Source organism: Aminobacter sp. P4_D5, assembly GCF_056401815.1.
This window is the reverse complement of record NZ_JBFUIP010000045.1, coordinates 19,602-37,748: the sequence shown is the minus strand read 5'-3', so window position 1 is coordinate 37,748 and position 18,147 is coordinate 19,602. Positions and strand designations below refer to the sequence as shown.

Below are 18,147 nucleotides of genomic sequence, written 5' to 3'. Positions count from 1 at the left end.
GCCGAGAACTTCGGTACCGTACGAGCCGGGATCTTCACTTCGGCGCCGGTCTGCGGGTTGCGGCCAGTCGACTCTGCGCGCTGCGACACGGTGAAATTTCCGAAACCGACAAGCCGGACGTCGCCGCCGCTCTTCAGTTCGCCGGTGATGACGGAAAAAACAGCGTCGACAGCGGACTGCGCGTCACCCTTGGAGAGCTTGGAAGCCTCGGCGACGGCGGACACTAGTTCGTTCTTGTTCATTCAAATTCCCTTCCATGAGAAAACCGGGACATAAGACTCAGCCGGTAGGACACGGACTGTAGAAAAAAGCGCAGCCACAACCAAGTCGAAAAGGCTCACAAAGCCCGGAATTCCGGGGTTTTTCACATGAAAAAGCCGGGCGTGTGCCCGGCTTTTTCGTTTTTCAGTGCAACTTTAGATGCGACTTAATGAGCAAAGCCCTTACCGGCATCGTCGCCAGCGTCCGACTTGGACGCAGGCACGTCGACCGGCTCAGTCCATTCGATCGGCTCGGGCATGCGCACCAGGGCGTGCTTGATCACCTCGCCCATGCGGCTGACCGGGATGATCTCCATGCCGCTCTTCACGTTTTCCGGAATCTCCGCCAGATCCTTGGCGTTTTCTTCCGGAATCAGCACCTTCTTGATGCCGCCGCGAAGCGCTGCAAGCAGCTTCTCCTTGAGGCCGCCGATCGGCAGTACCCGACCACGCAAGGTGATCTCGCCCGTCATCGCGATATCAGCCTTCACCGGGATGCCGGTCATTACCGACACGATCGCAGTCGCCATTCCAACGCCGGCCGAAGGGCCGTCCTTGGGCGTAGCACCCTCCGGCACGTGCACGTGGATGTCGCGCTTGTCGAACAGCGGCGGCTCGATACCGAAATCGATGGCGCGGCTGCGGACATAAGATGCCGCCGCCGAGATCGACTCCTTCATGACTTCACGCAGGTTGCCGGTGACGGTCATGCGGCCCTTGCCGGGCATCATCACGCCTTCGATCGTCAGCAACTCGCCGCCGACCTCTGTCCAGGCAAGCCCCGTGACCACGCCGACCTGATCGTCGGCTTCGACCTGGCCGAAGCGGTAACGCGGCACGCCGAGATACTCGTCCAAGTTGGCGGCGGTGACCTTCACCGACTTCTTCTTGGTCTTGATGATCTCGGTGACCGCCTTGCGCCCGAGCTTCATCAGCTCGCGCTCAAGGCTACGGACACCTGCTTCACGCGTGTAGGTCTGGACGATGCCGCGGATCGCATCCTCGGAGACAGAGAACTCCTTTGGCTGCAAGGCATGATCCCTCATGACCTTGGTCATCAGATGCCGCTTGGCGATCTCGACCTTCTCGTCTTCGGTGTAGCCGGCGATACGGATGATCTCCATGCGGTCCATCAAGGGCGCGGGGATGTTCAGCGTATTCGCCGTCGTCACGAACATCACGYYCGARAGGTCRTAKTCSACCTCCAGRTAGTGGTCCATGAACGTTGCGTTCTGTTCCGGATCGAGCACCTCAAGCAGCGCCGACGAAGGATCGCCACGGAAGTCCTGGCCCATCTTGTCGATCTCGTCGAGGAGGAAGAGCGGGTTGGACTTCTTGGCCTTCTTCATCGACTGGATGACCTTGCCGGGCATCGAGCCGATATAGGTGCGGCGGTGACCGCGGATCTCGGCCTCGTCMCGCACGCCGCCGAGCGMCATGCGCACGAACTCACGGCCGGTCGCCTTGGCGATCGACTTGCCGAGCGAGGTCTTGCCGACGCCGGGAGGGCCAACGAGGCACAGGATCGGCCCCTTCAGCTTCTTCTGACGGCTCTGCACGGCGAGATACTCAACGATACGGTCCTTGACCTTGTCGAGGCCGTAGTGGTCGGTGTCGAGCACCTGCTGGGCAAAGTTCAGGTCCTGCTTGACCTTGGAATTCTTGCCCCACGGGATCGACAGGATCCAGTCGAGATAGTTGCGCACGACGGTGGCTTCAGCCGACATCGGCGACATCGAGCGCAGCTTCTTCAACTCGGCGTCCGCCTTTTCGCGGGCCTCCTTGGAAAGCTTCGTCTTCTTGATGCGCGCCTCGAGTTCGGCGGACTCGTCGCGGCCATCCTCGCCTTCGCCGAGCTCCTTCTGAATCGCCTTCATCTGCTCGTTGAGGTAGTACTCGCGCTGGGTCTTCTCCATCTGCCGCTTGACGCGGCTGCGGATGCGCTTTTCCACCTGCAGGACGGAGATCTCGGCTTCCATGAAGCCCATCGCCTTCTCGAGCCGCTCCTTGACGGACAGCGTGCCGAGCATTTCCTGCTTCTCGGTGATCTTGATGGCGAGATGCGAGGCCACCGTATCGGCGAGCTTGGAATAGTCCTCGATCTGGCTGGCAGCACCAACCACTTCGGGCGAGATCTTCTTGTTCAGCTTGACGTAGTTTTCGAAGTCGGAAACCACCGAACGCGAAAGCGCCTCAACCTCGACCGCTTCCTCCTCCGGCTCGCTCAGGATGAGAGCGTGGGCCTCGTGGAAGTCGGACTTGTCGGTGAAGGACTGAATCTTGGCGCGCGTCGTGCCTTCGACCAGCACCTTGACGGTGCCGTCCGGCAGCTTGAGCAGCTGCAACACATTGGCGAGCGTGCCGATGTCGTAGATGGCGCCTGGCTCGGGATCGTCGTCGGCGGCATTCATCTGGGTCGCAAGCAGGATCTGCTTTTCCTGACCCATCACCTCTTCCAGAGCCTTGATCGACTTTTCACGTCCCACAAACAGCGGGACGATCATGTGCGGGAACACGACGATGTCGCGTAACGGCAGGACCGCGAAGGTACCTTCGCTGGAAGAGCGGGATATTTTGGCCATTGTCCAACCTTTCATATCGCGGCCGCGCAGGGCCAACCGCGAATCTCATATTAACGACCATGGACGGCTCCGCCTACCGCCGATTACCGCGCGGCATTACAGCACGAAAGCCAACCCATCGCCTCTTCTCCGTTAGTTGGAGGTTCGCCGGGTAAACATCAAGGCCGAACACGCTGCCGTGTAGCAAGCCTGGACGCAAAACCTCCAAACGCCAAACGGCGCCGCTGGGGCGCCGTCGCTGGGAGCGGTTCAAAGAGAAACTGCCAAGGCTTAGAGCCTAACCATTCCGATTGCATCGGAATGGGGCTCCAACTTTTTGCTGGAGCATGATCTTTCCCGAAAACCGGTACCCACTTTTCGGGATCATGCTCTAGGCGCTGACGTTGCCCTTCATTTCCTTCTGTTCGGAGTAGATGTAGAGCGGCCTGGCACTGCCGGTCACCACTTCCTCCGAAATTACCACTTCCTGGACGCCTTCGAGCGCAGGAAGCTCGAACATCGTGTCGAGCAGGATCGCTTCCATGATCGAACGCAGGCCGCGTGCGCCAGTCTTGCGCTCGATGGCACGCTTGGCGATCGCCGAAAGCGCGTTCTCGTGGAAGGTGAGATCGACATTCTCCATCTCGAAAAGGCGCTGGTACTGCTTGACCAGAGCGTTCTTCGGCTCGGTCAGGATCTGGATCAGCGCCGGCTCGTCCAAATCCTCAAGCGTCGCCAACACCGGCAGACGGCCGACGAACTCGGGGATCAGGCCAAATTTCAGCAAATCCTCCGGCTCGACGAGGCGGAAGACTTCACCGCTGCGCCGGTCTTCAGGCGAAGCCACTGTGGCGCCGAAGCCGATCGAGGTCTTGCGGCCGCGATCCGAAATGATCTTGTCGAGGCCGGCAAAGGCGCCACCGCAGATGAACAGGATGTTGGCGGTGTCGACCTGCAGGAACTCCTGCTGCGGGTGCTTGCGGCCGCCCTGAGGCGGCACGGAAGCGACGGTGCCTTCCATGATCTTCAGCAATGCCTGCTGGACGCCCTCGCCCGACACGTCGCGGGTGATCGAGGGGTTGTCCGACTTGCGGGAGATCTTGTCGATTTCGTCGATGTAGACGATGCCGCGCTGGGCGCGTTCCACATTGTAGTCGGCCGACTGCAGCAGCTTGAGGATGATGTTTTCGACGTCCTCGCCGACATAACCGGCTTCGGTAAGCGTCGTTGCGTCCGCCATGGTAAACGGCACGTCGATGATGCGCGCAAGCGTCTGCGCAAGCAGCGTCTTGCCGCAGCCCGTCGGGCCGATCAGCAGGATGTTCGACTTCGACAGCTCGACGTCGTTGCTCTTCGAGGCATGCGCGAGGCGCTTGTAGTGATTGTGGACGGCAACTGACAGCACGCGCTTGGCGTAGGGCTGACCAATGACATAGTCGTCCAGAACCTTGAGGATTTCCTGCGGTGTCGGCACGCCCTCGCGCGACTTCACCATCGAGGTCTTATTTTCCTCGCGGATGATGTCCATGCACAGYTCGACGCAYTCRTCGCAGATGAAGACGGTCGGACCGGCTATGAGTTTGCGTACCTCATGCTGGCTCTTGCCGCAGAACGAGCAATAGAGCGTGTTCTTGGAGTCGCCGCCGCCGTTGCTGACCTTGCTCATCTTGTCCAAGTCCTTTCACTGCCGCCCGGCCGAACGTTTGGCTTTCGAGCGCATATGCAATCTAACGACGGACGCCGCCACCGCCATTCCCTGGCCGCCGCAACAAGCTCCGCACAACTCACATTCCACAAGTCGCTGCAACGAGTCGCGCCACCCTTGAACAACGCTAAGCCGTCGAAGCTCAACGCTGCCTTAACGTAGGCCGACGCTTTCGCTGTGGGAACAGCAAAATGTGTCCGAAATGCCGCAGGGCACCTCAAAAAAGCGAGATGTGACCCCTGTCGGCAGGTCGAAGCGTCCAATCACGAAGCGGTAGCACCCTCAACCGGGTCGCGGCTTGCGATGACCTTATCGATCAAACCAAAGTCGCGCGCCTCGTCCGCAGTCATGAAATGGTCGCGGTCGAGCGTCTTTTCAATGAGCTCGTAGTCCTTGCCGGTGTGCTTGACATAGATCTCGTTGAGACGGCGCTTGAGCTTGACGATGTCCTGGGCGTGGCGCTCGATATCCGAGGCCTGGCCCTGGAAGCCACCCGAAGGCTGGTGCACCATGATGCGGGCATTCGGCGTGGCAAAACGCATATCCTTTTCGCCAGCGCAGAGCAGCAGCGAGCCCATCGAGGCGGCCTGGCCAATGCACAACGTCGAAACCGCCGGCTTGATGAACTGCATGGTGTCGTAGATCGCCATGCCCGAGGTCACCACGCCGCCGGGCGAGTTGATGTAGAGATTGATCTCTTTTTTCGGGTTCTCTGCTTCGAGGAACAGAAGCTGGGCGCAGACCAGCGTTGCCATGCCATCTTCAACCGGGCCGGTGATGAAGATGATGCGCTCCTTGAGGAGGCGCGAGAAGATATCGTAGGCACGCTCGCCTCTGTTGGTCTGCTCGACCACCATCGGAACGAGGTTCATGTATGTTTCGACGGGGTTCTTCATCGACTATCCCTTTTTCGTGATGGGATTCCGGCGCCGGATGGGCAGAATCGGTTCAGAGGCTTTGCCCTGTAAATAGGATGCCACCTTAGCGTTGCGCAAGGCCAGTAAGGGCGCTTGATTTCAGCTGCCGCTAACTTTCGCAGCTGAAGCAGGCTGGTCAGCACTGGAACTTTCCGCAACTGCTACGGTAATGAATGCGACCAAACGATGCCCGTCAGTCATAGCGGGCAAGGACAACGACCGAGCCTGAGATCATGACCAACTATTTCGAGAGCCCATTTCGCGGAAAACTGCTGTCCGAGCAGGTGACCAACTCCAACATCAAAGTCGGGCGCTACAGCTATTACTCCGGCTATTATCATGGCCATTCGTTCGACGACTGCGCCCGCTACCTGATGCCGGACCGGGACGACGTCGACAAGCTGATCGTTGGCAGCTTTTGCTCCATAGGCACCGGTGCCGTCTTCATGATGGCCGGCAACCAGGGCCATCAGAACGAATGGATCTCGACCTTTCCATTCTTTTACATGCAGGAAGAGCCGGCCTTCGCCCCGGCGCTCAACGGCTACCAGCCGGCGGGCGACACGGTGATCGGCAACGACGTGTGGATTGGCGCTGAAGCTATGATCATGCCGGGTGTGCGCATTGGCCATGGCGCAATGATCGGCAGCCGCGCGCTGGTGACCAAGGATGTCGAGCCCTACACAATCGTCGGCGGCAGCCCGGCAAAGCCGATCCGCAAGCGCTTTTCCGACGATGACATAGCGCTGCTGCTCGAGCTTGCCTGGTGGGACTGGCCGATAGAACAGATCGGCAAGGCCATGCCCCTGCTCTGCGCCGGCGACATCAAGGCGTTGCACATATTTTGGAAAGAGCAGCGATCATGATCGAAGCCAAAGATAGCGAGACGATCAAGTTCTACTCGAACGAGGCGGAAGCCTATACCACACGGGGCGTAGCGGCGAGCGAGCGCCATCTCCGCAGCTTCATGGCGCGGCTGCCGGCAGATGGCCGCGTGCTCGAACTCGGCTGCGGCGCTGGACAGGACAGCGAAGCGATGCTTTCGAGCGGGTTCGACGTTGTACCGACTGACGGCACCCCCGAGATCGCCGCCGTTGCCGCGAAACGCCTCGGACGGCCGGTCACGGTGCTTCTCTTCGAAGACATTGACGAAAAGGAAAGTTACGCCGGCGTATGGGCCAACGCCTGCCTGCTGCACGTGCCACGCGAGCAATTGGCGTTAATCATTGGTCATGTGCACGCCGCGCTCAAGCCGGGCGGGGTGTTCTACGCCAGTTTCAAGGCGGGCGAGGCGGAAGGTCGGGATCGCTTCGGCAGGTACTACAACTACCCCTCTCCCGAATGGCTAGTGCAGGCCTATCGAGCCGACCGCTGGAACTCGCTGGAGATCCAGGAAGAAACCGGTGGCGGCTATGACGGCCTGCCGACCGCCTGGCTTCATGTCGTCGCCACGAAGGCTGAATAATTCGTACCCAATGGAATGTCCGTGATGAATGAACCAACCCAAGCAAACAAGCACTGGTCGAAGGTGGAGTATCTCCACGAGACCGTCAGCAACCCGAACATCCACATTCGCGGCACGCATAGCTATTACAGCGATGCCTGGTCGGGTTCGTTCGAACAAAGCGTGGTGCGTTATCTCTACGGCGACGACTACAGCCTCAAGGCGTGGGAACCCGCCTGGCCGATCGACCAGTTGCACATCGGCGACTATGTCTGCATCGGCGCGGAGGCAGTGATCCTGCTCGGCGGCAACCACACGCACAGGACTGACTGGTTCAGCCTCTACCCCTTCCCCGAGTTCATCGTCGACGCCTATGCCGGCAAGGGCGACACGGTCATAGGCGACGGCGCATGGATCGGCATGCGCGCCATGATCATGCCCGGCGTCACCATTGGCGAAGGCGCCATCATAGCCTCCGGAGCTATCGTGACGAAGGACGTTGCCCCCTACACGGTCGTTGCGGGCAATCCGGCCGCGCGGATCAAGACCCGCTTCCCCGATGCCGTGGCAGACAAACTGCTCGCGCTGAAGGTCTATGATTGGCCGGCGGACAAGTTCGAGGCGCTGAAACCTTTGCTTTGCGCGAGCGACATCGACGCCCTCGCCATTGCTTCAGAGCGATATGACGAAGCCGGCTGCACCTGAGCCGTCAGCGCAGCCAGCGCTCGATGCGATCCATTGCCTCTACCATGTCGTCATGGCTGCCGGCATATGAGAACCTGATATAGCGGTGGCCTGCGAGCGTATCGAAGTCCCTGCCGGGCGTTGCCGCGACATGTGCTTCGGCCAGCATGCGGCTGGCGAACTCCATGCTGTCGTTGGTGAGGCGCGACACATCGCAGAAGGCGTAGAACGCACCGTCCATGGGGGCTGCAAAGCTGAAGCCCAGCTCAGGCAGACGCTTGGCCAGAAGTTCGCGGTTCCAGGCGTAGCGCGCCTTGATGGCCTCGAGTTCGTCGGTGACGTTGAACGCCGCGATGGCGGCGACCTGCGAAAGCTCGGGTGCCGAGATATAGAGCGATTGCGCGATGCGCTCGACCGGCCTGACCAGACGCTCGGGCAGCACCATCCAGCCAATGCGCCAGCCGGTCATGCAGTAATATTTGGAGAATGAATTGATGACCGTGACATCGTCATCATAGGCGAGTGCCGTAACGTCAGGCGCGCCATAAGCCAGTCGGTGGTAGATTTCGTCGGAAATCACCGCGATTCCCAGTTCCCTTGCCGTATCAATCAGCGCCTTGAGATCGCCTGCAGGCACCACCGCACCGGTCGGATTGGCCGGGCTCGCAAACAGCACGCCCTTGAGCGGCTTTTGGCGATGCGCTTCACGCAGGTGCTCGGCATGAAGATAGGCCGAGCCATCGAGTTCGATCTCGACGACGTCGAGGCCGAGCGCGCCCATGATGTTGCGGTAGGCGGGATAGCCTGGCGCAGCGATCGCCACCCGGTCACCAGCATCGAACATGGCGAGGAATGCAAGATTGAAGGCCGCCGACGAGCCCGTGGTGACAGCGATTCGCGAAACCGGCACGTCGATGCGGTAATGTTCGGCATAATGGGCCGAAATCGCCTTGCGCAGATCGGTGAGCCCGAGCGAGTCGGTGTAGCCGATGCGCCCGACCTTGAGTGCCGCAGCCGCCGCGTCACGTACCCGTTGCGGTGCAGGATCGGACGGCTGACCGACCGCCATTGAAATGACAGGCGTTCCCAAAGCCTTGAGCCTGTTGGCTTCAGCCAGAATGTCCATCGCATGGAACGGCTCAACTTCGCCGCGCCGTGAAATCGCTACCGCCATGTTCGTTCACTCTTCCTTGCCGTACATAAGGCAATGCGCCGCACAAATGCCTGATTGATATGGGGATCACAAGTTGATGAGATTTCTCAGCCTGTCTTTTCACAGCCCGACGGCTCGTTTACGAGTGTTTCCCGCTATGCAGAGCTTCAATAACCTTTCGCGTTTCATCGCAAGATCAACGCGCGCGGTCACCGCGCTTGCGCTGTCGGCCGGGCTTGCGCTCGGATCGACGGGCACGGCGCATGCGCAGGGCGTGCCGATCGTCCGCGATGCCGAAATCGAGGCCTTGGTGCGCGATTACGCGCGACCGATCCTCAAGGCGGCGGGTCTCGCCAACTCGAACATCAACATCGTGCTCGTCAACGACCCGGCTTTCAACGCTTTCGTCGCCGGCCGGCGCATTTTCATCAACACCGGCACTCTGATGACATCGGAGACGCCGAACGAAGTCATCGGCGTTCTCGCGCACGAAGCCGGCCACATCGCCGGCGGGCACCAGGAACGGTTGCGCGACCAGCTGGCACGCGCCCAGACCATGGCGATCGTTGCGGCCCTGCTTGGCGCGGGTGCCATGGTTGCAGGTGCTGCGACCGACACCAAAGGCATGGGCGCCGCGGGCGCTGGCGTTATTGCAGGCGGTTCCGAAATGGCCCGACGCAGCCTGCTTGGCTACCAGCGCTCGGAAGAAGCCACCGCCGACCGCTCGGCGATCACCTATCTCAATGCCACCGGCCAGTCGGCGCAAGGTATGCTGAAGACGTTCCAGCGCTTCCAGACCGCGCTGTCGCTATCTGGCGCACGGATCGACCCCTATCAGGTCAGCCACCCGATGCCGCGCGATCGCATCGCCAATCTCGAAACGCTGGCGCATGCCAGCCCCTATTTCAACAAGACCGATCCGGAAGCCCTGCAGCTGCGCCACGACATGGCGCGGGTGAAGATCGCCGTCTACACACAAGGCCAGGCCGCCGCCTCTCGCCTGTTGCGCAAGGATCCGGGTGGGCTTGCCAGCCGCTATGGCGATGCGCAGGCAACCTATCTGTTCGGCGATTTGCGCTCGGCACTTTCCAAGACCGACGCGCTGATCAAGTCGCAACCCAAGAACGCCTATTTCCAAGAATTGCGCGGCGACATCTTGATGAAGTCGAACAAGCCGGCAGCGGCAGCAGAAGCCTATGCCGCCGCGGTGCGGCTCGATCCGGCCAATTCGGGCATCCTGCCGATCGCGCTCGGCCAGGCATATCTCGCCATAGGCACGCCCGACGCGCTGAAGAAGGCTGTGACCGAGGTTCGCAAGGGCCTCGACCGCGACCGCGAAAACGCCGCCGGCTACCGCTATCTGGCACAGGCCTATGGCATGCTCGGCGACGTCGCGGATGCCGATCTGGCCACTGCGGACGGGCATTATTACAGCGGCGCCTATCAAGACGCCACAATCTTTGCGATGCGCGCGCAGATGAAGCTCCAGCGCGGTTCGCCTGGCTGGGTGCGCGCTCAGGACATCATCAACTACAAGCAGCCGGGCAAGAAGAAGTGAACCTTCGCACGGCAGCAGGCGACATAGCCAAGAGGGCTGGAGACTAGGACCATGAAAAAAGCAATTCTTCTCGGCACAACAGGCATCGCTGTCGCCTTTGCCATGCTGGCTGCCGGCTACATATCAGGCACTCCCGGCACGGCACATGCCGAAACTGCCCAGCCGGCTGCAGTCGCTGCCGCAGGCAACCTCGACAAGAAGCAGGTCGAAACCATCGTACGCGAATACCTGCTCGACAACCCCGAACTGCTGCTCGAAATGCAAGGTGCACTCGAAGCCAAGCAGAAGGAAGAGCAGCGCGTCGCCCATGTCGAGGTGATCAAGCAGAGCAAGGACGAGATCTTCAACTCGGCCTTCGACGGGATCGCCGGCAATCCCAACGGCAAGACCACCATCGTCGAGTTCTACGACTACAATTGCGGCTACTGCAAACGCGCTCAGGCCGACATGACTGCCCTGACCAAGGCCAACCCGGACTTGCGCTTCGTGCTCAAGGAATTCCCGATCCTCGGTCCGGATTCGCAGAAGGCCCATGTCGTTTCCATGGCCTTCCGCAAGCTGATGCCGGAGAAGTACGGCGAATTCCATGACAAGCTGCTCGGCGGCGAAGGCCGCGCCGGCGAAGACAACGCCGTCAAGATCGCCATCGAACTGGGCGCAAACGAAGCCAAACTGCGCGAAGCGATGAACGATCCGGCGATCGGCGAGGCCTTCAATCGCACCTACGAGCTTGCCAACAAACTGCAGATCAGCGGTACGCCGTCCTATGTCGTGGGCAACGAAGTCATCTTCGGTGCGCTCGGCCAAGACGTGCTCGCCGAGAAGATTGCCGCCGCAAAGGCCTGCCAGGCCGATTCCACCTGCTGAACGGGTTTGTTCAGCGCGAGCCGTTGTGGACAGCGCAAGAAGTCGCTTGCGCTCTTTTCGCGACGGCTTATGCCGATTATAGAGGGTCCGCCGCGCCAGAGAGGATCTGGCGGGTGGAAGGGTCTGTACATTGAAAACGATTTTCGTCCTCAACGGTCCGAACCTTAATATGCTGGGCAAACGCGAGCCCGGCATTTATGGCGGCAAGACCTTGGCCGACATCGAGGCCGACTGCCAGGCGGCAGCCGCTTCGCTGGGGCTGGCGGTCGACTTCCGCCAATCGAACCATGAGGGCGATCTGGTCGACTGGATTCACGAGGCTGGCGAAAAAGCTGCCGGCATCATCTTGAATGCAGGCGCCTATACCCACACCTCGATCGCGCTGCAGGACGCCATTCGTGCCGTCTCGCCATTGCCGATCGCCGAGGTGCACCTTTCCAACATCCACGCCCGCGAGCCGTTCCGCCACAAATCGATGGTGGCGCCGGTGGCGGTGGGCATGATCTGCGGCTTCGGGCCGCTCGGATATACGCTGGCGCTTCAGGCGCTGGCCGCCCGGCTCTGACCGGAAACAGGAAGAGAAAAGGCTTGAACATGGCGACGAAGAAGACCGACGGTGTTGACCAGCAGCTCGTCCGCGACCTCGCAGGAATCCTGAACGACACCAACCTGACCGAGATCGAAGTCGAATTGGGCGACCTCAAGGTGCGCGTCTCGCGCCAGACGCAGGCCGTTCATGCGGTCGCAGCACCAATGATGGCAGCACCCGCGGCAGTGAATTCGACGCCGGTCGCAGCAGTCGCCGCCCCTGCCGTCGTCGACATCTCCAAGAACGCCGTGCCCTCGCCGATGGTGGGCACCGTCTACCTCGCGCCGTCGCCCGACGCCAAGCCGTTCATCGAGGTTGGCTCGGTGGTCAAGGAAGGTCAGACGCTGCTGATCATCGAAGCCATGAAGACGATGAACCAGATTCCCGCGCCGCGCTCAGGCACGGTTACAGCGATCCTGATCGAAGACGCGCAGCCTGTCGAATACGGCATGCCGCTCGTCGTCGTCGAATGAGCCGGAAGGCTGCGCGCATGTTTCAGAAAATCCTCATCGCCAATCGCGGCGAGATCGCCCTCAGAGTGCTGCGCGCGGCCAAGGAGCTCGGCATCCAGACGGTTGCCGTGCACTCCACCGCCGACGCCGACGCCATGCATGTGCGCCTTGCGGACGAAAGCGTCTGCATTGGCCCGCCGCCGTCACGCGACAGCTATCTCAACATCCACCAGATCGTCGCGGCCTGCGAGATCACCGGCGCGGACGCTGTCCACCCCGGCTACGGCTTCCTGTCGGAGAACGCCAAGTTCGCCGACATCCTGGCCGCCCACAACATCACCTTCATTGGTCCCTCGGGCGACCATATCCGCATCATGGGCGACAAGATCGAAGCCAAGCGCACCGCAAAGCGCCTGGGCATCCCGGTCGTTCCGGGCTCGGAAGGCGCTGTCAGCGACGAGAAGGAAGCCAAGCGCGTTGCCGCCGAGATCGGCTATCCGGTCATCATCAAGGCGTCCGCCGGCGGCGGTGGCCGCGGCATGAAGGTTGCGCTCACCGAGGCTGATCTTGAAGTGGCACTGCAGACGGCACGTACCGAAGCCGGTGCGGCCTTCGGCGACGACGCAGTCTATATCGAGAAGTACCTGCAGAAGCCGCGGCATATCGAAGTCCAGATCTTCGGCGACGGTGCTGGCAAGGGCGTCCATCTCGGCGAACGCGACTGCTCGCTGCAGCGCCGCCACCAGAAAGTCTGGGAAGAAGCCAATTCACCCGCCCTCAACGCGGAAGAACGCTCGCGCATCGGCAATATCTGCGCCAAGGCAGTGGCCGATCTCGGCTATTCGGGCGCCGGCACCATCGAGTTCCTCTACGAGAACGGCGAGTTCTACTTCATCGAGATGAACACCCGCCTTCAGGTGGAGCACACGATCACCGAAGCGATCACCGGCATCGATCTCGTGCACGAGCAGATCCGCGTCGCCTCCGGTGGCGGCCTGTCGGTCACGCAGGACGACATCCGCTTCCATGGCCATGCCATCGAATGCCGCATCAACGCCGAGGATCCGCGCACGTTCGTGCCATCGCCCGGCACGATCACGCATTTCCACACGCCTGGCGGCCTGGGCATCCGCGTCGATTCGGGCGTTTATTCCGGCTACAAGATCCCACCTTACTACGACAGCCTGATCGGCAAGCTGATCGTGCATGGTCGCAACCGCGTCGAATGCATGATGCGTCTGCGCCGCGCACTCGACGAATTTGTGGTAGATGGTATCAAGACGACGTTGCCGCTGTTTCGTGAACTCGTCGGCAACCCCGACATTGCAAATGGCGACTACGATATTCATTGGCTGGAAAAACATCTCGCGAAAGGCGAGTAGACTGGGGGTCGCATGACCCGTCCTTATGCGCCCGGCTACAGCATACCCACGGACCTTCTGCTGAAGGCCTATGCGTCGGGCGTCTTTCCCATGGCCGAGAGTGCGTCGGATCCGGAGGTCTTCTGGGTCCGACCCGAAACGCGCGGCATCATCCCCTTTGAAACCTTCCATGTGCCGCACAGCCTTGCCAAGAAGATACGGCAGGGCCAGTTCGAGATCCGCTTCGACAGCAACTTCGAAGCCGTTATCGATGCTTGCGCCGAGCGGCGCGCGGGGCGCCTGTCGACCTGGATCAACGCGCCGATCAGAGAGGCCTACGCCCACCTCCACCGCATCGGAAACGCCCATTCGGTCGAGGCATGGCGCGACGGAGTGCTGGTCGGGGGGCTCTATGGCGTGTCGTTGGGCCGTTCCTTCTTCGGCGAAAGCATGTTTTCGCGCGAGACCGACGCCTCGAAGGTTTGCCTCGTCCATCTGGTCGAGCGGCTCAAGCAGCGAGGTTTCCTGCTGCTTGATACGCAGTTCACCACCGACCATTTGAAACGCTTCGGTGCGGTCGACGTGCCGCGCGACAAATACGAAAAGATGCTGGCCAAGGCACTTGTCGGCGAAGCCACGTTCTCACCTTGAAGGCGACGCTAGTTCCTGGCCTTGCCGGCTTCGGGCTTGGTCGGCGTATGCGCGTGGAACATCAACTTCCAGCCCTGCAAGCGGTGCACGTAGCCTGAACTGACGAGTGCTGAATAAGGCTCGCCATTGTCGCGGATCGCATTGGCTTCATAGGTCAGGATGACAATGTCGCTGCCCGGCTCGACTATGCCTTGCAGCTTCATCTCCAGATTGCGCCAGCGGTTCGGCTTGGTGGCGGTCGCGGCAATCTCTGCGTTGCTCATCACGCCGGCCATGTCGGGAAAGGCGACAAGGCATTCCCTGTCGGCGTTTTCGGCAAAGAACTCCTGATTGCCGGTCCAGAATTCCCGTTCGAGTTCGAGAAGTTCGTCACGATTGACGGTCACCGCAGCATCCTCCGCTCGCGTTGCTCACAACGACAAACGCCAGGGATCGGAAGCGGTTCCGAAAGGGCCGGGACGGGCCCCGGCAGATTTGGGAATACGACAATCTGGGCCTTGGCAGCGCCCCGGTTTCGGACCGCAAACGCGCCGCCTGCGGTTTGACAACAGCCGCGACAATACAACACTATGCAATATCGCGGCTGTGCAGGTAGGCGAAATGGCAATTGCGCAAGGGGTCAATGGCCTCATACTGTCAGCACTCCTCGCCACTGCTCTTGCAGCATGTAGTGGCCTGCCCCGAGATTCGTTCACGGCCGATGAGCAAACAGATGCAACTGTCTCAGGCTTGTCCAATGTGCGTATCTGGGCCGATTCGGAATCGGCCGGGCGTGAGGCGGCATACATCTCCCAACAGCCGCACAAGCACCTCTCCTACCTTGCGCTTTCCGGCGGCGGTGGTGATGGGGCGTTCGGAGCCGGATTGCTGAAGGTTGGACACAAACGGGCACACGGCCTGAGTTTACCGTCGTGTCGGGCGTCAGCACCGGTGCGCTTATCGCACCATTCGCCTTCCTTGGTCCCGCCTATGACGACACCTTGAAGGAAATGTATACCGGTGGGTACGGGATCACGCTGGTCGACTCGCCCGATCCCATCAATGCGATCTTCGGCTCCGGCCTGTTTGACAGCGGCCGCATGCAGACGCTCGCCCAGAAATTCGTCACGCCGGAGGTGATCGCCGCTGTCGCGCGTGAACACCGAAAGGGACGACGCCTGCTCATACTGACCACGAACCTCGATGCCCAGCGCCCCGTCATCTGGAACATGGGCGCGATCGCGGCGAGCGGCGCTCCCGGCGCCAACGAGCTTTTCCGCACGGTCATGGCCGCCTCGGCCAGTATCCCCGGCATATTCACGCCAACATTCATCCCAGCCGAAAGCGGCGGCCATCGCTTCCAGGAAATGCATGTGGACGGCGGTGTCGTGTCCAACGTGTTCATCCTGCCGGACGACATACTGTTCCGGAACCCGCGCCTGCCACTGAAAGGCTCGGCCGATCTGTACGTGCTGATGAACGGGAAACTGCACCCATCCTTCGAGGTGGTCCCAAACCAGACAAAAGACATCGCCGGGCGTTCCGTCTCGACGCTCATCCAGACCAACTCACGCGCTACGTTGCAGGCGACCTACGCGTTCGCCCGCCGCAACGGCATCGGCTTCCACCTCGCCGCGATACCGGTCAACGTGGCTGACAGCGGCACCGAGGAATTCGAAACCGAAGACATGCGGAGGCTCTACCAATATGGCCTCGGCCGGGCCGCAAATGCCTGGGTATCGACGCCAACCGAAAGCCGACCACAAGTGGTCACCGCTTCAGCTGCCATGACGCGTCCTAGCCGACGATAGACGCGGCCAGCAGTACGTCAGTTGCACCTGCCGATATCAGTTGGTTTTGGCAGCTTCCGGCGCCGGAATGTCCGACTTCTGCTTGCAGGCCTTCAGCCAGACGTCATAGACGGCGTGCTCGACGGCGTTGAGGCCCGGGCTTTCGGCAAACATCCAGCCGGTGAAGATGCGCCTGATCTTGCGGTCGAGCGTGATCTCGTCAACTTCAACGAAGGAATCCGTCTTGGGCTCCTCGTTTTCCGGCCTCGAGTAACAGACGCGCGGCGTCACCTGCAGCGCGCCGAACTGCACCGTTTCGTCGACATAGACATCGAAGGTGATGATACGGCCGGTGATCTTGTCGATGCCGGCGAACTCGGCGATCGGATTCTTGATGCGCTGGGGTTTAGGTGCTGCCTGTGGCGCTGGTTGTGCTTCGCTTGGGGCCGGCTGGGTCTCGCCAGGTATCGGCTGAACATCGATCGCCGGCAGATCGTTGCCCTGCTCGACCTGTTGATCGAGCGGCAGGCGCTGAATACTGTCCTGGGCCATCGCCTGGCCAAGCCCTGCGCACAGCGCAACCGTGGCAAGCAGAGCTTTCGCCTTCGATCGTCCGTTCGACGGAACCCGGCCAAGAAATGTCATTGAGTCGTTACCGCCGTTGCGCCCGGAGTGTTTTGCACTCGCTGATTCCCACGCGCCAAGGCTAATCGCCTGGCGCCAATGGGCAAGGAGTTAGCCGCCAATTGTGGCGACAAATGTCCGCGCCGATGTGCTGTCTTATGCGCCGGGCGTCCAGGCGTCGTAGTCTCCGGTCACCTGTGGACGATGCGTATTGCCCAGCACCGAGCCCTTCGGACGGTAAGCGCCGCCGGTGCCGGTCAAGTTAGGCTGATGCGGCTTCTGCCAGTCGCGCGGAATGTAGTTGTCGCTCGGGGGCGCTACATCGACGCGATGGTGCATCCAGCCGTGCCAGCCGGGCGGAATCATCGAGGCTTCGGACACGCCATTGTAGATCACCCAGCGACGCGTGCGGCCCTCGGAGTCCTTGCCGCCTTCGTAATAGACGTTGCCGAACTCATCCTGGCCCACCTTGGTGCCTTTGCGCCAGGTGTGAAAGCGGGTGCCAAGCGTCTGGYCGTTCCACCAGGTGAAAAATTGAACAAGGAATTTCTTCATCGGATCCTCGCGGCAGGCGCGTCGAAAGTCTCCTGCTTATGGCGTCAGGCCGTTCCGAAGGCAAGGCTTTAGACGCCCAATCTTGGGGTCTGCGACGATTGGCAGGCATCAGTGACAGCTTGCGCAGGATGCTTCCAACTGGCGAGGCAACTCGACGCGCACTGGCCAGCACTATACTCTGTGGGTCAGGCGGTAGATCTATCACGCACGCGGAGGTTCGAAATGGCCATAAGCGGGGAAAGAGTTCACCCTCTGATGAACAAACTCACCGGTCTGATCGCTATCATCCTCGGTTTCCTGATGGCCGCTGAGGGCTACAGGTCCGGATCGAACTGGCTGATCTTCTTGGGGATTGTAGTCCTCGCGGTGGGCCTGGTTCTGCTTGCGCTCAAGATTGCGCGACGCAATCAAGGCGGACAGCTCTGAGGCTGCGTTGATAACATTCCTTTGCCGAGAGCTTGGTCCAAGCTCGCAACGTGGACGCGCGCGAACCATGGCCGCATAGCCGATGCCCTTCATGCAAGTCCTCGAAATGCTGAGCATGCTGGTGACGATCTTCGGCCTGCCGCTCGCGATCTTCATCTTCGTCTACGAGCAGCGCAAGGCGCGCGTCAACGAGGAGGAAGAGATCTACCAGATGCTGTCAGACGGCTACACCAACTTTTTGACGCTGACGCTCGAGCATTCCGACCTCTATCTGCAATCGCATACGGCCACGGAAGGTCTGACCGCCGAGCAGAAAGACCGGCTGCTCGCCATGTTCGCTATCCTCATCTCGCTGTTCGAGCGCGCCTATCTCGTCATCTACGAAGCAGACATGCCCGAGCGGAGAAAGCGCCGCTGGGCGTCGTGGGAGGATTTCATGCGCGAATGGTGCCGGCGCGCGGATTTTCGCGATGCCCTGCCCCAGTTGCTGCCGGGCGAAGACCCCGAATTCGCCGTCTACATCCGCCGGCTCGCGCAAGAGGAAACAGCGCGCCGCTCGTCCTGATGGACG

Annotated in this window: 20 protein-coding genes; 12 read left to right on the top strand and 8 right to left on the bottom strand. The window is 60.9% G+C overall.

The window, feature by feature from the left end:
* From AC1DWF_RS12470 to AC1DWF_RS12455, 4 genes are all read right to left on the bottom strand, one after another.
* Nucleotides 1-242, bottom strand: a 242-nt coding sequence (locus AC1DWF_RS12470; RefSeq protein ID WP_476841718.1) for an HU family DNA-binding protein, incomplete at its 3' end; no start/stop codon positions are given.
* Between the two features lie 185 nt (nucleotides 243-427).
* Nucleotides 428-2,842, bottom strand: a complete 2,415-nt coding sequence (gene lon, locus AC1DWF_RS12465; RefSeq protein ID WP_476841717.1) for an endopeptidase La — start codon at nucleotides 2,840-2,842, stop codon at nucleotides 428-430.
* A gap of 370 nt (nucleotides 2,843-3,212) precedes the next feature.
* The gene (gene clpX / locus AC1DWF_RS12460) at nucleotides 3,213-4,487 is read right to left on the bottom strand and encodes an ATP-dependent Clp protease ATP-binding subunit ClpX (protein WP_476787281.1); all 1,275 of its coding nucleotides are present in this window, start codon (nucleotides 4,485-4,487) and stop codon (nucleotides 3,213-3,215) included.
* A 302-nt stretch (nucleotides 4,488-4,789) separates the two neighbouring features.
* Nucleotides 4,790-5,422, bottom strand: a complete 633-nt coding sequence (locus AC1DWF_RS12455; RefSeq protein WP_476784194.1) for an ATP-dependent Clp protease proteolytic subunit — start codon at nucleotides 5,420-5,422, stop codon at nucleotides 4,790-4,792.
* Nucleotides 5,423-5,676: 254 nt separating this feature from the next.
* Between AC1DWF_RS12455 and catB the strand changes: the two genes are divergently transcribed.
* Genes catB through AC1DWF_RS12440 form a run of 3 tightly spaced genes read left to right on the top strand, consistent with a single transcriptional unit; the run spans nucleotide 5,677 to nucleotide 7,592 of the window.
* Nucleotides 5,677-6,309 (top strand): type B chloramphenicol O-acetyltransferase, encoded by a 633-nt coding sequence (gene catB, locus AC1DWF_RS12450; RefSeq protein WP_476784195.1) that lies wholly within the window; start codon nucleotides 5,677-5,679, stop codon nucleotides 6,307-6,309.
* Nucleotides 6,309-6,908 carry a class I SAM-dependent methyltransferase gene (locus tag AC1DWF_RS12445; RefSeq protein ID WP_476784202.1) on the top strand — a complete coding sequence of 200 codons (600 nt, stop codon included), beginning with the start codon at nucleotides 6,309-6,311 and terminating at the stop codon, nucleotides 6,906-6,908. The genes catB and AC1DWF_RS12445 overlap by 1 nt, the downstream gene beginning before the upstream one ends.
* A gap of 24 nt (nucleotides 6,909-6,932) precedes the next feature.
* Nucleotides 6,933-7,592: a CatB-related O-acetyltransferase gene (locus AC1DWF_RS12440; RefSeq protein ID WP_476784196.1), complete on the top strand. Its 660-nt coding sequence runs from the start codon at nucleotides 6,933-6,935 to the stop codon at nucleotides 7,590-7,592.
* Between the two features lie 4 nt (nucleotides 7,593-7,596).
* Here AC1DWF_RS12440 and AC1DWF_RS12435 read toward each other — a convergent pair whose 3' ends face one another.
* A complete protein-coding gene (locus AC1DWF_RS12435) occupies nucleotides 7,597-8,745 on the bottom strand; it encodes a pyridoxal phosphate-dependent aminotransferase (protein ID WP_476804288.1) in 1,149 nt (382 codons plus the stop codon).
* 136 nt (nucleotides 8,746-8,881) lie between these two features.
* On the opposite strand from AC1DWF_RS12435, the gene AC1DWF_RS12430 reads away from it, so the two are divergent.
* The 6 genes from AC1DWF_RS12430 to aat all read left to right on the top strand — a co-directional run bounded on the left by AC1DWF_RS12430 (nucleotide 8,882) and on the right by aat (nucleotide 14,202).
* A complete protein-coding gene (locus AC1DWF_RS12430) occupies nucleotides 8,882-10,282 on the top strand; it encodes a M48 family metalloprotease (RefSeq protein ID WP_476784198.1) in 1,401 nt (466 codons plus the stop codon).
* A 51-nt stretch (nucleotides 10,283-10,333) separates the two neighbouring features.
* Nucleotides 10,334-11,149 (top strand): DsbA family protein, encoded by an 816-nt coding sequence (locus AC1DWF_RS12425; RefSeq protein ID WP_476784199.1) that lies wholly within the window; start codon nucleotides 10,334-10,336, stop codon nucleotides 11,147-11,149.
* Between the two features lie 130 nt (nucleotides 11,150-11,279).
* Nucleotides 11,280-11,714, top strand: a complete 435-nt coding sequence (aroQ, locus tag AC1DWF_RS12420) for a type II 3-dehydroquinate dehydratase (RefSeq protein ID WP_476789196.1) — start codon at nucleotides 11,280-11,282, stop codon at nucleotides 11,712-11,714.
* 29 nt (nucleotides 11,715-11,743) lie between these two features.
* Entirely contained in the window at nucleotides 11,744-12,211 is a 468-nt protein-coding gene (accB, locus tag AC1DWF_RS12415; RefSeq protein WP_476784203.1) for an acetyl-CoA carboxylase biotin carboxyl carrier protein, read from the top strand.
* Between the two features lie 17 nt (nucleotides 12,212-12,228).
* The gene (gene accC, locus AC1DWF_RS12410) at nucleotides 12,229-13,572 is read left to right on the top strand and encodes an acetyl-CoA carboxylase biotin carboxylase subunit (protein WP_476789197.1); all 1,344 of its coding nucleotides are present in this window, start codon (nucleotides 12,229-12,231) and stop codon (nucleotides 13,570-13,572) included.
* Nucleotides 13,573-13,584: 12 nt separating this feature from the next.
* Nucleotides 13,585-14,202 carry a leucyl/phenylalanyl-tRNA--protein transferase gene (gene aat / locus AC1DWF_RS12405; protein WP_476783967.1) on the top strand — a complete coding sequence of 206 codons (618 nt, stop codon included), beginning with the start codon at nucleotides 13,585-13,587 and terminating at the stop codon, nucleotides 14,200-14,202.
* Nucleotides 14,203-14,210: 8 nt separating this feature from the next.
* Here the strand turns inward: aat and AC1DWF_RS12400 are convergent, their stop codons facing one another.
* The gene (locus AC1DWF_RS12400; protein WP_476783968.1) at nucleotides 14,211-14,588 is read right to left on the bottom strand and encodes a hypothetical protein; all 378 of its coding nucleotides are present in this window, start codon (nucleotides 14,586-14,588) and stop codon (nucleotides 14,211-14,213) included.
* Between the two features lie 525 nt (nucleotides 14,589-15,113).
* Between AC1DWF_RS12400 and AC1DWF_RS12395 the strand changes: the two genes are divergently transcribed.
* Nucleotides 15,114-15,992: a patatin-like phospholipase family protein gene (locus AC1DWF_RS12395; protein WP_476783969.1), complete on the top strand. Its 879-nt coding sequence runs from the start codon at nucleotides 15,114-15,116 to the stop codon at nucleotides 15,990-15,992.
* Between the two features lie 36 nt (nucleotides 15,993-16,028).
* Here the strand turns inward: AC1DWF_RS12395 and AC1DWF_RS12390 are convergent, their stop codons facing one another.
* Together AC1DWF_RS12390 and AC1DWF_RS12385 are read right to left on the bottom strand one after the other, a co-directional pair.
* Nucleotides 16,029-16,439 (bottom strand): DUF2155 domain-containing protein, encoded by a 411-nt coding sequence (locus tag AC1DWF_RS12390; protein WP_476783977.1) that lies wholly within the window; start codon nucleotides 16,437-16,439, stop codon nucleotides 16,029-16,031.
* A 312-nt stretch (nucleotides 16,440-16,751) separates the two neighbouring features.
* Nucleotides 16,752-17,150: an NADH:ubiquinone oxidoreductase subunit NDUFA12 gene (locus tag AC1DWF_RS12385; RefSeq protein ID WP_476841716.1), complete on the bottom strand. Its 399-nt coding sequence runs from the start codon at nucleotides 17,148-17,150 to the stop codon at nucleotides 16,752-16,754.
* A 255-nt stretch (nucleotides 17,151-17,405) separates the two neighbouring features.
* On the opposite strand from AC1DWF_RS12385, the gene AC1DWF_RS12380 reads away from it, so the two are divergent.
* Both AC1DWF_RS12380 and AC1DWF_RS12375 read left to right on the top strand, forming a co-directional pair.
* A complete protein-coding gene (locus AC1DWF_RS12380; RefSeq protein WP_476783970.1) occupies nucleotides 17,406-17,576 on the top strand; it encodes a hypothetical protein in 171 nt (56 codons plus the stop codon).
* Nucleotides 17,577-17,667: 91 nt separating this feature from the next.
* Entirely contained in the window at nucleotides 17,668-18,141 is a 474-nt protein-coding gene (locus AC1DWF_RS12375; protein ID WP_476783971.1) for a hypothetical protein, read from the top strand.
* The last annotated feature ends 6 nt before the right edge of the window (nucleotides 18,142-18,147 follow it).